The 12830-nt window shown below is 72.0% G+C and carries 18 protein-coding genes; 11 read left to right on the top strand and 7 right to left on the bottom strand.

The annotated features are described in order from the left end of the window. Position 1 precedes the first annotated feature (1 nt). Together ABTY20_RS15590 and ABTY20_RS15585 are read left to right on the top strand one after the other, a co-directional pair. Positions 2-1021 carry an SCO2521 family protein gene (locus tag ABTY20_RS15590; protein WP_351997538.1) on the top strand — a complete coding sequence of 340 codons (1020 nt, stop codon included), beginning with the start codon at positions 2-4 and terminating at the stop codon, positions 1019-1021. A gap of 81 nt (positions 1022-1102) precedes the next feature. After that, positions 1103-2287 (top strand): hypothetical protein, encoded by a 1185-nt coding sequence (locus ABTY20_RS15585; RefSeq protein ID WP_351997537.1) that lies wholly within the window; start codon positions 1103-1105, stop codon positions 2285-2287. 150 nt (positions 2288-2437) lie between these two features. Here the strand turns inward: ABTY20_RS15585 and ABTY20_RS15580 are convergent, their stop codons facing one another. Then, positions 2438-2674: a hypothetical protein gene (locus tag ABTY20_RS15580; protein ID WP_351997536.1), complete on the bottom strand. Its 237-nt coding sequence runs from the start codon at positions 2672-2674 to the stop codon at positions 2438-2440. A 179-nt stretch (positions 2675-2853) separates the two neighbouring features. Between ABTY20_RS15580 and ABTY20_RS15575 the strand changes: the two genes are divergently transcribed. Further along, complete coding sequence (locus ABTY20_RS15575; protein WP_351997535.1) at positions 2854-3447, top strand: ArsR/SmtB family transcription factor; 594 nt, start codon at positions 2854-2856, stop codon at positions 3445-3447. 11 nt (positions 3448-3458) lie between these two features. Further along, positions 3459-3644 (top strand): hypothetical protein, encoded by a 186-nt coding sequence (locus ABTY20_RS15570; protein WP_351997534.1) that lies wholly within the window; start codon positions 3459-3461, stop codon positions 3642-3644. Here the strand turns inward: ABTY20_RS15570 and ABTY20_RS15565 are convergent. Continuing rightward, entirely contained in the window at positions 3641-3901 is a 261-nt protein-coding gene (locus ABTY20_RS15565; protein WP_351997533.1) for a DUF397 domain-containing protein, read from the bottom strand. The two genes, ABTY20_RS15570 and ABTY20_RS15565, sit on opposite strands and share 4 nt — an antisense overlap. Then, positions 3883-4716: a helix-turn-helix domain-containing protein gene (locus ABTY20_RS15560; protein ID WP_351997579.1), complete on the bottom strand. Its 834-nt coding sequence runs from the start codon at positions 4714-4716 to the stop codon at positions 3883-3885. Before ABTY20_RS15560 ends, ABTY20_RS15565 begins: the two co-directional genes overlap by 19 nt. Positions 4717-4831: 115 nt before the next feature. Between ABTY20_RS15560 and ABTY20_RS15555 the strand changes: the two genes are divergently transcribed. The 6 genes from ABTY20_RS15555 to ABTY20_RS15530 are packed head-to-tail and all read left to right on the top strand — an operon-like array spanning position 4832 to position 7898. Continuing rightward, positions 4832-5041, top strand: a complete 210-nt coding sequence (locus ABTY20_RS15555) for a hypothetical protein (RefSeq protein ID WP_351997532.1) — start codon at positions 4832-4834, stop codon at positions 5039-5041. Further along, positions 5038-5253: a hypothetical protein gene (locus ABTY20_RS15550; protein WP_351997531.1), complete on the top strand. Its 216-nt coding sequence runs from the start codon at positions 5038-5040 to the stop codon at positions 5251-5253. The genes ABTY20_RS15555 and ABTY20_RS15550 overlap by 4 nt, the downstream gene beginning before the upstream one ends. 18 nt (positions 5254-5271) lie before the next feature. Beyond that, entirely contained in the window at positions 5272-5760 is a 489-nt protein-coding gene (locus ABTY20_RS15545) for an SDR family oxidoreductase (protein WP_502991816.1), read from the top strand. Next, positions 5708-6454, top strand: a complete 747-nt coding sequence (gene recO / locus ABTY20_RS15540) for a DNA repair protein RecO (protein ID WP_351997530.1) — start codon at positions 5708-5710, stop codon at positions 6452-6454. Before ABTY20_RS15545 ends, recO begins: the two co-directional genes overlap by 53 nt. 21 nt (positions 6455-6475) lie before the next feature. Then, positions 6476-7309, top strand: coding sequence for an isoprenyl transferase (locus ABTY20_RS15535; RefSeq protein ID WP_351997529.1), 834 nt, complete (start codon positions 6476-6478; stop codon positions 7307-7309). Between the two features lie 46 nt (positions 7310-7355). Further along, positions 7356-7898, top strand: a complete 543-nt coding sequence (locus ABTY20_RS15530; protein WP_351997528.1) for a hypothetical protein — start codon at positions 7356-7358, stop codon at positions 7896-7898. 106 nt (positions 7899-8004) lie between these two features. On the opposite strand, the gene ABTY20_RS15525 is transcribed toward ABTY20_RS15530, so the two are convergent. The 4 genes from ABTY20_RS15525 to ABTY20_RS15510 form a co-directional block, all read right to left on the bottom strand. After that, positions 8005-8415, bottom strand: coding sequence for a Fur family transcriptional regulator (locus ABTY20_RS15525; RefSeq protein ID WP_351997527.1), 411 nt, complete (start codon positions 8413-8415; stop codon positions 8005-8007). Between the two features lie 64 nt (positions 8416-8479). Then, positions 8480-9382: a metal ABC transporter permease gene (locus tag ABTY20_RS15520; RefSeq protein WP_351997526.1), complete on the bottom strand. Its 903-nt coding sequence runs from the start codon at positions 9380-9382 to the stop codon at positions 8480-8482. Beyond that, on the bottom strand, positions 9382-10152 hold the full coding sequence (locus ABTY20_RS15515; protein ID WP_351997525.1) for a metal ABC transporter ATP-binding protein: 771 nt from the start codon (positions 10150-10152) through the stop codon (positions 9382-9384). Before ABTY20_RS15515 ends, ABTY20_RS15520 begins: the two co-directional genes overlap by 1 nt. Positions 10153-10175: 23 nt before the next feature. Next, positions 10176-11177 carry a metal ABC transporter substrate-binding protein gene (locus tag ABTY20_RS15510; RefSeq protein WP_351997524.1) on the bottom strand — a complete coding sequence of 334 codons (1002 nt, stop codon included), beginning with the start codon at positions 11175-11177 and terminating at the stop codon, positions 10176-10178. 161 nt (positions 11178-11338) lie between these two features. On the opposite strand from ABTY20_RS15510, the gene ABTY20_RS15505 reads away from it, so the two are divergent. Further along, positions 11339-12721: a glycine--tRNA ligase gene (locus ABTY20_RS15505; RefSeq protein WP_351997523.1), complete on the top strand. Its 1383-nt coding sequence runs from the start codon at positions 11339-11341 to the stop codon at positions 12719-12721. The last annotated feature ends 109 nt before the right edge of the window (positions 12722-12830 follow it).

The raw sequence follows: 12830 nt of genomic DNA, 5'->3' as shown, positions 1-12830 counted from the left end.
GATGACGCCGGGGAACACGACGCCGGGGGAGACGCCGCCCGTCGTGCTCGCCTGCGGCGAGGTCCGCACCTGTCTGCTGCCCGCCCTGCAGGCCCTCGACAGCCGCGCCGCCGCCCAGCTCCTCGGACTGCGCGCCGACGAACGCGTCCTGCTCTCCGAACGCCCCAACCTCTACGGCCGCTCCCCGGACACCCTCACCGGCGTCGACTGCCCCCTGCCCAGCGCCAACGGCGCCAGGATCCGCGCCGTCGGCACCGTCGCCGCCCGGGCCTCGCTCACCGAGGGACGCGTCCTGCAGAGCTCCGCCCACTTCGGCCTCTCCGCCGCCGGACCCGACCACCGGCGCCCCTGGGGCCACTACCTCGTACGGCCCGGAACCCTCGAACCGTTCGGGAGACTGCCGCACGAGGCCGTCGCCCAGGGCCTGCTGAACGGCGGGCGGCACGGCGAACTCGACGTCGGGCTGATCGCCGACGGGCTCCTCACCCGCCTGCTGCGCCACCCCCTGCTCGACCACCGCCCGCCCCTGAAGTCCCGCCCCACCCGGCTGCGCTGGGTGGCCCTGCCCGCCGGACGCGACGAGGTGCCGTCGATCGAGCGGTTCACCCTCGCCGAGGACGAACTGCGCACCGTACGGCTCCGCGTCCCCGCGGGCACGCCCGCCGGTGACGTCGCCGGGCTCTGCGACGACCTCGCCCTGCACGACTGGCTGCTCACCACCGTCGTCCGCATCCTGGACGGCATCCGGCTGGGTGTCGCGGAACCACCCGCCCGGCCGCGGTCCCGGGTCGGCGAGGACCGCCCCGCCGTGGTCACGGCGCTGCGGCCGGCCGTCGACCACCTGCTGCACCTGTGGATGCCGCGGGCCCGCGTCGCGCACGCGCTCGCCCCCCTCTGGGAGGCGCTGGAGGACCGCCCCGGCTTCACCCGCCAGTGGCGCACCCTGGTGCAGCGCATCCGGGACCAGCTCGCCCTGCACGCGATTCCCCCGCCCCACCGGGAGGCCGAGTTGACTCCCTGACCGCGGGCCCGGCCCCGCACCACCCCGACGCACATCCCCGCACCCCGATCCGACGCGCATCCCAACGGGGGGAGAAGCGAGATGAGCACGGCACAGTCACCCCAGCCCGAGAACACGGCGCCCCCGCCCGGCGCGGGACACACGCCGGGCCGCGAGGCCGGTCCGGCGATCCCCGGCCCGGCCCGGCCCCGGCCGTCCGGCGCCCCGGACGGCACGCCCCCGGCACCCTCGGCCGACCGGGCCGAGTGGACGCGCAGACTCCTCGCCGGCCTCACCGTCGGCCTCGTCGTCTGGGGCGTCGCCGCGCTGCTGAGCCCCGGGAGCGGGGCGCTTCGGCAGCTCGCCGCCGCCGGGCTCTGCGCCACCGCCGCGGTGGCCCTCCAGTACCTCCCCGCCCGGGACCGGAAGCCCGACGAACAGGCCCTGCGGGCCCAGAGCGTCCTCGCCGAGACCGCCGCCACCGTGCGGGACGGGCTGCGGCGGCACGAGGACGACCTGCGGACCGGGCTGGCCCGGCACACCGAGGACATCCGGCAGCTCGTCGAGACCCGCCTCACCCCGCAGCCGCCCGGCCCCGACTCCTACCCGCCGCTCGACCGCGTCCGCACGGAGGGCGTACCGGAACTCGCCAAGCGCTTCGCCGAGGCGCTCTCGCCCGGGCCGTCGATCCTCTACACGTTCGTCCGCCTGGAGATGCAGCGGGTGCTCGGACACATGGCGGCCCTCACCAGTATGAGCGTGGAGTGCCACGGCGAGAACCACGACTGGATGCTCACCCTCACCCACGCCGCCGAGCGCTCCGTCGACGCCATCAGCACCTCCGTCGACCGCGAGTTCTGGAACAGCGAACCCGCCAGCCGCTACCTCGACGCCCAGCGGGAGGCGATCGAGGAACACGGGGTGCCCGTACGGCGGCTGTTCCTGCTGGCGAGCGCGCGCGAACTCGACGACCGGCTGCTGCGGCTGTGCGACGAGCAGCAGGCGCTGCACATCGAAGTGCGCGTGGCCGTCCTGCCGGAACTGCCGCCGCACCTCCAGCGCGGCACCACCGACGACTTCATCGTCTACGACGAGGAGGTCTCCTTCGAGATCGAGCAGGACCTGCGCGACGTCAACGTCAGGACCCGGCTCATCGCGCGGCGGGACCACGTCCAGGACCGGATGAAGCGCTTCCGGGAACTCTGGGAGGCGGGCATGAGCATCCGCGAACTGGAGGTGCGGGTCGACGACGAGGAGGACGGCACCTGGATGGTCGACCGGGCGTAGCCCCCGGCATCGCTCCCGGCGCCGCTCCCGGGGGAGCGACGCCGGCCCCGGACGCCCTGCGACCGCGGGCACGAGGTGTTCGCGCCGGTCGTGCGCGGCCCGGACGGCGCCGGGAGCGCGGGTCGCCGGGGAGGCCGTGAGCCGCACGGCTCACAGGGTGTGGTGCAGCCAGCGCTGGATGGTGCTGTTGACGCTGCCGGACAGGGCGCTCAGGCTCTCGATGGCCTCGCGGTCCTCGGGTCGGGGCGGGATGCCGGCGGCGGTCAGGGCGGCGTGCAGCTCCAGCCGGCGGCGGTCGCGCGGATCGAGGGCGGTGCCGAGGCGGTCGGCCGGGCGCGGGGGCGGGAGCAGGTAGTCGCCCTCCGGCGTGAGCGCGGTCGCGGTCATGTCGGTCTCCTCACCAAGGGGTGTCGCTACTGCAGGACAGGAGGCCGATCGCGGGAACCCCGGTTGCGTACGGGGCGAAACGCCACGCCAACGGCGTCATCGGCAGCTCATCGACTTGCAGAGGAAAGGTTGCAAAGAAAGCGTTGCAAGGGATTCTTTGCAACGCTATCTTTGTACCCATGGACGAGCCCCAGGACGCCCGGGACCCGCGGGTCCACCGCCTCGACGCCCGCTCGCTGCGCGGTCTCGCGCACCCCCTGCGCATGCAGCTGCTGAACGTGCTGCGGCGCAACGGACCGGCCACCGCGTCGCAACTGGCCGCGAGGCTGGGGGAGTCCAGCGGATCCACCAGCTACCACCTGCGCCAGCTCGCCGCCCACGGCTTCGTGGAGGACGCGCCGGAGCACGGCAAGGGGCGGGAGCGGTGGTGGAGGGCGGCCCACGAGGGCGTGCGGTTCGACGAGGCCCTGCTCGAGGACCGCACGCCCGAGGTCCGCGGGGCCGTCGAGCTGTTGTTGCACGAGGTCGCCGACCAGCACACCAGGGAGCTCGCGACCTGGCTCGGCACGCGGGGCGACTGGCCCGAGGAGTGGCGCCGCACCTCGGACATGAGCGACTGGACGCTGCGTCTCACGCCGGAACTCGCCGACGAGCTCGTCCACAGGATGCACGACCTCGTGGAGGGCTACCGCGCGCGGTCCCTCGACGGCGACGTCCCGGACGCCGAGCAGGTACGCATCCACACCCACGTCATCCCCACGCGCACGGAATGAGAGGCAGTCCCATGCACCCGGAGACCCATCTCGCCCTGCACCGGGCCCGCGCCACCGAACTCCGCGCGCAGGCCGGTGCGTACCGCCTCGCCGCCCCGGCCGGGCGCACCCGGCGCCTCCGCACCCGCCTCGGCTGGACCCTGGTGGAACTCGGCCTCCGCCTGGTCGCCCCCAGGACGCCGGCCCTGGCCTCCTAGCGGCGGTACGCGCCCCGGGCGGGGTGCCCGGCGCCGGCGCGGCGCCCTTCGAGGGGGCCGGTGGCCCCGACGGTGCGCAGGAACTCCGTCCAGGCCCCCGACCCGACGACGATCACCGGCCCGCCGGTCACCTTGCTGTCCCGGACGGGGACCACACCGGGAAGCCCGGAGGCGACCTCGACGCAGGCTTCGCCGCCGTCGCCGCCGCTGTACGTGCTCCTGCGCCAGCGGGCGTTGCTCAGGTCGAACTCGCGCATCGTCTGTAGTCCTCCGCAGCCGACTCGATCAGGGGCAGGGACGCCTCCGGCGACAGCGCGGCGGCCCTGATGCGATCGTAGGACGCCCGGATTCGCTTCACCAGCGCCGGTTCGTCCAGCAGGCTTCCCGAGAACACGCCCTCTGTATAGACGGTCGGCGGCGCGTCCTCGAACTCCATGAGCCACATCATCTTGCCCATGGCCGGATGCGCTCCCGCGGAGAACGGGAGTACCTGGAGCAGCGCTTTGCGCTGACGCGCCATGGCCGCGATGCGGTCCAGCTGGTGCGCCATGACCGTCGGACCGCCCACGGGGACGCGCAGCACCGTCTCGTGCAGTACCACCCAGTACACGGGCCGGGCAGCGTCCTCGAGGACCCGGGCCCGCTTCATGCGCCCCTTGATCAGTTCTTCGATGTACTCGTCGGCGGCGAACGGATTGCCCGCCAGGAACATCGCCTGCGCGTACTCCCGTGTTTGCAGCAGCCCCGGAACCACAGCGGGCGCGTACTCGCAGATTTCCGTCGCCAGTCGCTCCAGTTCGGCGGCGTGTGCGAAATACTCCGTATAGCTCTGGTCCTTGATGAGCTTGCGCCACATCCGCTCGAAAATACCGTCGGTTTGCAGTGCGTCGTCAATCCGCTGTGCCACGTCCAATTGCGGCTTGCGAATCGCCTGTTCGAACTGGCCGATGTAGCCGCCGGACACGAAAACCCGCGTACCCAGCTCCACCTGCGTGAGCCCCGCGTCCTCGCGCCGCCGCTTCAGTTCCGCGCCGAAGAACTCCCACGCGGCTTGACGTGAACCATTGGCCATAACCAACCCCCTGGTGAAGACCCGCACTTGTAGCGCGCAGCCTCCTGCCGAGTGTAGGTGTGACACGGCATTCTGGAGGTGCGAAGAGTGAAATCGGGAAAGCGAGGGGATCACGGTGGAGGCGCGACACTCGGCGCTCTGGGCCGAAGAAGCGGAGGAAGTGGTGAAGGAATTGCGGGCGGCGCTCGCGAAGGCCGGAATTTCCCTGCCGTCACTGGGGCTGGATCCGGTGAGTCTTGCGCGGGAGGCGCCCTGTCCGCTCGTCGAATTGGGACGGTGTTCCATGGAGACCGCGCGGCGGATCGCGGCGGCGGTGGCGCGGTGAAGCCGCCCGTCGGCGCGCATGTCGTGGACACCCGGACCGAGCGGATCGGCGTGGTCATGGGGCATGAGGGGCCCTACGTCCAGCTGAGGCCGTACGGCGGCGGCCGGGAGTGGGACGCCGACCCCGGTGCCGTGCGCCGCGCGACCCCGGCCGAGCGACTGCGCGCGGCGACCGCCTACGTCAATGCGCGCAGCCGGGGGGAACTCTTCTGACGCGGGGCGGCGGGGTGGGTGCGCACCGGGCCGTTCGTCCGCTCAGGAGGGCGGCCAGTCGCGCGGGGCGGCGCCGGCGACGAGGCGTCCGGCCTGTACGCGGCGAGCAAGGCCGCCGTCCGGTCGTTCTCCCGGACCTGGGCCAACGAGCTCAAGGGACGCGGCATCCGGGCCGACACCGTCACCCCCGGTCCGACCGACACCCCCGGCCCGACGGGACTCGCCCCCGACGCGGAACGGGCCGGGGACCTCAAGCGGGAGACGGCCGCGAAGGCGCCGCTGGGCCGGCTCGGGCGCCCGGAGGAGATCGCCGCCCTCGTGGCCTTCCCCGCCTCCGGGCGGAGCAGCTTCGTGACCGGGTCGAGCCCGTACGTCGACGGAGGCCCGAACCAGATCCGAGTCCCCGGGCGGACGCGCGTCGGGGGGTGCCGTCCGCGTACGGGAGAATGGGGCCATGAGTCTGTTCCGCGACGACGGCATCGTGCTGCGCACCCAGAAGCTGGGTGAGGCGGACCGGATCATCACCCTGCTCACGCGCGGTCACGGGCGGGTACGCGCGGTGGCGAGGGGCGTGCGCCGGACGAAGTCGAAGTTCGGCGCGCGCCTCGAACCGTTCTCGCACGTGGACGTGCAGTTCTTCTCCAAGGGGAGCGAGCTGGTCGGCCGCGGCCTGCCCCTGTGCACGCAGAGCGAGACGATAGCGCCGTACGGGGGCGGGATCGTCACCGACTACGCGCGCTACACCGCGGGCACCGCCATGCTGGAGACCGCCGAGCGGTTCACCGACCACGAGGGCGAGCCGGCGGTGCAGCAGTACCTGCTGCTGGTCGGGGCCCTGCGGACGCTCGCCCGGGGCGAGCACGCGCCGCACCTCGTGCTCGACGCGTTCCTGCTGCGCTCCCTCGCCGTCAACGGGTACGCGCCCAGTTTCACCGACTGCGCGAAGTGCGGGATGCCCGGGCCGAACCGGTTCTTCTCGGTCGCGTCCGGCGGTTCCGTCTGCGCCGACTGCCGGGTGCCCGGCAGCGTCGTACCCTCACCGCAGGCTCTGGGACTCCTCGGCGCGCTGCTTACGGGAGACTGGGAGACCGCGGACGCCTGCGAGGCGCGGTACGTCCGGGAGGGGAGCGGGCTGGTGTCCGCCTACCTGCACTGGCACCTGGAGCGCGGGCTGCGTTCGCTGAGGTACGTCGAGAAGTAGGCACGAGGAGACGAGAGACACATGGCCGTACGCGGGTTCCTGGGGCGTCAGCGCCGGGAGTACAGGACGCCGGAACCGCACCCGTCCGGCGCGCGGCCTCCGAAGCTCCCCGGGGAACTGATCCCGAAGCACGTGGCGATCGTCATGGACGGCAACGGGCGGTGGGCGAAGGAGCGGGGGCTGCCGCGCACCGAGGGGCACAAGGTGGGCGCCGAGCGGGTGCTGGACGTGCTCCAGGGCGGGATCGAGATGGGGGTCGGCGCGATCTCGCTGTACGCCTTCTCCACCGAGAACTGGAAGCGGTCGCCGGAGGAGGTGCGCTTCCTGATGAACTTCAACCGGGACTTCATCCGCAAGTCCCGTGACCAGCTCGACGAGCTGGGGGTCCGGGTGCGCTGGGCCGGGCGGATGCCCAGGCTGTGGAAGTCGGTGGCCAAGGAGCTGCAGGTCGCCCAGGAGCAGACGAAGGACAACGACCGGCTGACGCTCTACTTCTGCATGAACTACGGCGGGCGGGCGGAGATCGCGGACGCCGCACAGGCGTTGGCGGAGGACGTGCGGGCCGGGCGGCTCGACCCGTCGAAGGTCGACGAGAAGACGCTGCAGAAGTACATGTACTACCCGGACATGCCGGACGTGGACCTGTTCCTGCGGCCGAGCGGTGAGCAGCGCACGTCGAACTACCTGCTGTGGCAGAGCGCCTACGCCGAGATGGTCTTCCAGGACGTCCTGTGGCCGGACTTCGACCGGCGTGACCTGTGGCGGGCCTGCCTGGAGTTCGCCTCCCGGGACCGCCGCTTCGGCGGGGCGATCCCCAACGAGGAGCTGCTGGCCATGGAGGGCAGGCAGGAGTAGCCGGCGTTACGATCACGGCTCATCACCGAAGGACCGGGGAGGGGCCGTGGCGGGAGAGACCGTGGCGCTGGACGAGGAGACCGTCGAGCTGGAGCTCATCCAGCTCCGGGAGGACATGTCGGACGCCGTGCGGCTGATGATCCGCAAGCGTGGCGGCGCGGTGCGTCTGCTGAACCACCCCGCCTTCCTCGCCTGCGTCGTCCTGGTGGGGCTCGTCCTCCTCGTCCTGGGGGTCCTGGACGGTGAGTCGGCGCGTGTGGCGTGGGGTGTGGGCCTCACCGTGTGGGCGGTGGCGACGTTCCGGGCGCCGGGCGTCTCGGCCGCTCGCATGCTCGAGGCGAACAGGCACCACGGCCTGCTGCGGATCACCGTCGGCTCCCAGGGCGTGCGGACGGTCAGCGAGCACAGCGATCTGCGCATGGGCTGGGCCAACTTCGGCAGCTACGCGGAGTCCGGGCGGGTCTTCGTGCTGCGCAGTCCTGATCGTGCCGGGAACTGCGCGATGGTGCTGGTGAAGCAGGGGGTGCGGGGGGCGCGGGGCGTGGAGCGGCTGCGGGAGCTGCTCGACCGGCACCTGCCCCGGGTGTGACAGGGGCGGGTCGCGGGGCTCCGACGCCGTCGCGCCCACCCGTGCCGCCCCGGGGACACCTCCCGGGCCTTCACCGCACGGGCGGGCACGACCGCCCGCGGTCGCGTCAGGTCGTCGCGCAGTCCGCGCAGGTGCCGAAGATCTCGACCGTGTGGGCCACGTTGACGTAGCCGTGTTCCGCCGCGATGGCCTCCGCCCACTTCTCCACCGCCGGACCCTCCACCTCCACGGCCTTGCCGCAGTTGCGGCAGACCAGGTGGTGGTGGTGGTCGCCGGTGGAGCAGCGGCGGTAGACGGACTCGCCGTCGGCGGTGCGCAGGACGTCGACCTCGCCGGCGTCGGCGAGGGACTGCAGGGTGCGGTAGACCGTGGTGAGCCCGACCGAGTCGCCCTTGTGCTTGAGCATGTCGTGGAGTTCCTGCGCGCTGCGGAACTCGTCGACCTCCTGCAGACAGGCCGCCACAGCGGCACGCTGCCGGGTGGAGCGGCCCTTCACGGGCGGTCCTGCGGTCGTCACGGGGATGCCTCCTCGGGTCTGGCCGTCTGGCCCGGGCCATTGTGCCAGCCCGGGCCGCGGCGAGTCAGGCGCCGACCTCGTCGGCGGCCCCGCGGCCGGCCGGAATCACGCACTCCGCGGGGTCGCCGCCGGGCTGGGCGGCGGCCAGCGCCCGGGCGCGGCGGCGGGCCAGCGGGGCGGCCAGCGCGGTCAGCGCGATGAACGCGGCGATGGTCAGCAGCACGATCGTCGCGCCGGGCGGCACGTCCTGGTAGTACGAGGTGACCGTGCCGCCGATGGTCACGCTCACGCCGATCGCGACGGCGACGGCGAACGTGGCGGTGAAGCTGCGGGTGAGCTGCTGGGCCGCGGCCACCGGCACCACCATGAGCGCGCTCACCAGCAGCAGGCCGACCACGCGCATCGCGACCGAGACGGTCACCGCGGCCGTGACCGCCGTCAGCAGGTTGAGGAACCGCACCGGCAGGCCCGTCACGCGGGCGAACTCCTCGTCCTGGCTGACCGCGAACAGCTGCCGGCGCAGACCGACGGTGATCAGGACGACGAACGCGGCCAGCAGGCAGATCGCGGTCACGTCGGACGCGGAGACGGTGGACAGCGAGCCGAAGAGGAACGAGGAGAGGTTGGTGGTGGAGCCGCCGGGGGCGAGGTTGATGAACATCACACCGCCGGCCATGCCACCGTAGAAGAGCATCGCGAGGGCGATGTCGCCGCGGGTCCTGGCGTACCAGCGGACCAGTTCCATGAAGACGGCGCCGAGGACGGAGACGAGCGTCGCCATCCACACCGGGGACCAGCTGAGCAGGAAGCCGAGGCCGACGCCGGTCATGGCGACGTGACCGATGCCGTCGCCCATGAGGGCCTGGCGGCGCTGCACCAGGTAGATGCCGACGGCGGGGGCGGTGACGCCCACCAGGACGGCGGCGAGCAGCGCCCGCTGCATGAAGGCGTAGTCGAGGATCTCCATCAGCTCAGCAGTCCCGTACGGATCGGTTCGGCGCCCGCGGGGGCGTGCGGGTGGACGTGGTCGTGGCCGGGCAGCGCGTGCTGGCCGACGGCCTTCGGGGGCGGGCCGTCGTGCAGGACGCAGCCGTCGCGCAGCACGACCGCCCGGTCGATCAGGGGCTCCAGCGGGCCCAGTTCGTGCAGGACGAGGAGGACCGTGGCGCCCCGGGCCACCTGGCCCTTCAGCGTCTCGGCGAGGACCTCCTGGCTGGCCAGGTCGACGCCCGCCATCGGCTCGTCCATGATCAGCAGTTCGGGTGCGGGGGCGAGCGCGCGGGCGATCAGGACCCGCTGGTGCTGGCCGCCGGAGAGGGCGTCGACGGAGTCCTTCGCCCGGTCCGCCAGGCCGACGAGGTCCAGGGCGTGGCGGACGGCGTCGCGGTCGGCCCTGCGGAAGACGCCGAAGCGGGTGCGGGCCAGGCGGCCCGAGGAGACGACCTCGGTGACCGTGGCCGGGACGCCGCCGGCGGCGGTGGTGCGCTGCGGGACGTAGCCCACGCGCGCCCAGTCGCGGAACCGGTGCCTCGGGGTGCCGAACAGATCGATCTCCCCGGCGCTGACCGGCACTTGGCCGATGACGCTGCGCACGGCCGTCGACTTGCCGGAGCCGTTCGCGCCGAGCAGGGCGACGACCTCACCGCGGCGCACGGTGAGGTCGATGCCGCGCAGGACGGGGCGCGCGCCCAGCTCGGCGCGGACGCCGCGCAGGGAAATGACGGGCTCGGTCGTCATGCCGTCCTCCGGTGGTTCGTCGCTCACTTGGCGCCCAGGGCCCTCTGCAGGGCCTTGAGGTTGGCTTCCATGACCTGGAAGTAGTCGTCGCCGCGGGAGGCGTCGGTGATGCCCTCCAGCGGGTCGAGGACGTCCGTCCTCAGGCCGGTGTCGCCGGCGAGGGTCTTGGCGGCCCTGTCGCTGACGAGCGTCTCGTAGAAGACGGTGGTGACGCCGTCGGCCTTCGCCATCCCCTGGAGCTCCTTCACGCGCGCCCCGCTCGGCTCGGACTCGGGGTCCAGGCCGCTGATGGCCTCCTCGGTCAGGCCGTAGCGCTCGGCGAGATGGCCGAAGGCGGCGTGGGTGGTGATGAAGACGCTCTTCTTCCTGTTCGCGAGGCCGGTCTCGAACTTCTCGTCGAGCTCGTTCAGTTCGCCGACCAGGGTCGCGGTGTTCTTCTCGTAGTCGGCGGCGTGGTCCGGGTCGGCCTTCGCGAAGGCCTTGCCGACGCCCTCGGCGACCTCGGCGTACTTGACCGGGTCGAGCCAGACGTGGGGGTCCTCGCCGTCCTTGTGCTCGTGGTCGTGGCCGTGCTCCTCCTCGGCGTGTTCCTCCTCGGCGTGCTCTTCCTCGGCGTGTTCCTCCTCGTGCCCGCCGGCCTCGGCGCCGTGCGCCTCCAGGGAGGTCAGGGTCGCCGCGTCGATCTTCGTCTCCACGGGGGACTGGCCGATGGCCTCGTCGACGGAGGGCTGGAGGCCCTTGAGGTAGAGCGCCGCGTCGGACTCCTCGAGCTGCGCGGTCTGCTTGGCGCTGATCTCCAGGTCGTGCGGCTCCTGGCCGGGCTCGGTGAGACTGGTGACGCTGACGTGCTCGCCGCCGATCCGCTCGGCGAGGAAGGCCATCGGGTAGAACGACGCGACGACGTCGAACGTGCCGCTGTCGCCCGCGGCGGCGCTGTCCGAGGAACAGGCGGTCAGGGTGCCGAGACCGAGGGCGGCGACCGCGGCCAGCGCGGCCGCGGATATGTGAGATCGTCGTACGTTCATGACAGTCATTTTCAACAAATATGGAAACCGTTGTCAACAAAGCACGTGAGGGAGCTGTAAGGGGCACCGAATTGGTCGCGGGGCAGGCCGCGCCGGTAGCCTGAGGGCTTCGCTGGAAGCAATCTCGCTTCGTCGCCCGTCGTCGTAATGAAGAGAGCACCGTGGCCGCCGACAAGATCGACACCATCGTCAGCCTGAGCAAGCGCCGTGGCTTCGTATTCCCCTGCAGTGAGATCTACGGCGGCCAGCGTGCCGCCTGGGACTATGGACCGCTGGGTGTCGAGCTCAAGGAGAACCTGAAGCGCCAGTGGTGGCGCTACATGGTCACCTCGCGCGAGGACGTGGTCGGCATCGACTCGTCCGTGATCCTGGCCCCGGACGTGTGGGTCGCATCCGGCCACGTCGCCACCTTCACGGACCCGCTGACCGAGTGCACCTCCTGCCACAAGCGGTTCCGCGCGGACCACCTGGAGGAGGCGTACGAGGAGAAGAAGGGCCACGCCCCGGAGAACGGCCTCGCCGACCTCAACTGCCCCAACTGCGGCAACAAGGGCACCTTCACCGAGCCCAAGCAGTTCTCGGGCCTGCTCTCCACCCACCTCGGCCCGACGCAGGACTCCGGCTCCATCGCCTACCTGCGCCCCGAGACCGCCCAGGGCATCTTCACCAACTTCGCCCAGGTGCAGGTCGCTTCGCGCAAGAAGCCGCCGTTCGGCATCGCCCAGATGGGCAAGTCCTTCCGCAACGAGATCACGCCCGGCAACTTCATCTTCCGCACCCGCGAGTTCGAGCAGATGGAGATGGAGTTCTTCGTCAAGCCGGGCGAGGACGAGAAGTGGCAGGAGTACTGGATGGAGCAGCGCTGGAACTGGTACACCGGTCTCGGCCTGCGCGAGGAGAACATGCGGTGGTACGAGCACCCGAAGGAGAAGCTCTCCCACTACTCCAAGCGCACCGCTGACATCGAGTACCGCTTCCAGTTCGGCGGCAGCGAGTGGGGCGAGCTGGAGGGTGTCGCCAACCGCACCGACTACGACCTCGGCGCCCACTCCAAGGCCTCCGGCCAGGACCTGGCCTACTACGACCAGGAGGCCGGCGAGCGCTGGACGCCGTACGTCATCGAGCCGGCGGCCGGTGTCGGCCGGGCGATGCTCGCCTTCCTGCTCGACGCCTACGTCGAGGACGAGGCGCCCAACGCCAAGGGCAAGATGGAGAAGCGGACCGTGCTGCGGCTCGACCACCGCCTGGCCCCGGTGAAGGCCGCGGTGCTCCCGCTGTCCCGCAACGCCGAGCTGTCGCCGAAGGCCAAGGGCCTGGCGCAGGCGCTGCGCCAGCACTGGAACATCGAGTTCGACGACGCCGGCGCCATCGGCCGCCGCTACCGCCGCCAGGACGAGATCGGTACGCCGTTCTGCGTCACGGTCGACTTCGACACGCTGGACGACAACGCGGTGACGGTGCGCGAGCGCGACACCATGAAGCAGGAGCGCGTGTCGCTCGACCAGATCGAGGGCTACCTGGCGGCCCGGCTGATCGGCGCCTAGCCGCCGCGCGGGCCGGCCGTACGCGGACCCCCGGTGCCGGGCCACTCAGTGGCCACCCGCCCAACGGGCGGTACATGAGGGCCCACGAGGTCGGCGGCGCGCCCACCCC

Origin of the sequence: Streptomyces sp. NPDC126497 (assembly GCF_040302425.1) — a bacterium.
Taxonomy (GTDB): domain Bacteria; phylum Actinomycetota; class Actinomycetes; order Streptomycetales; family Streptomycetaceae; genus Streptomyces.
The sequence above is the reverse complement of the archived record's forward strand: the minus strand, read 5'-3'. Positions and strand labels throughout refer to the sequence as shown.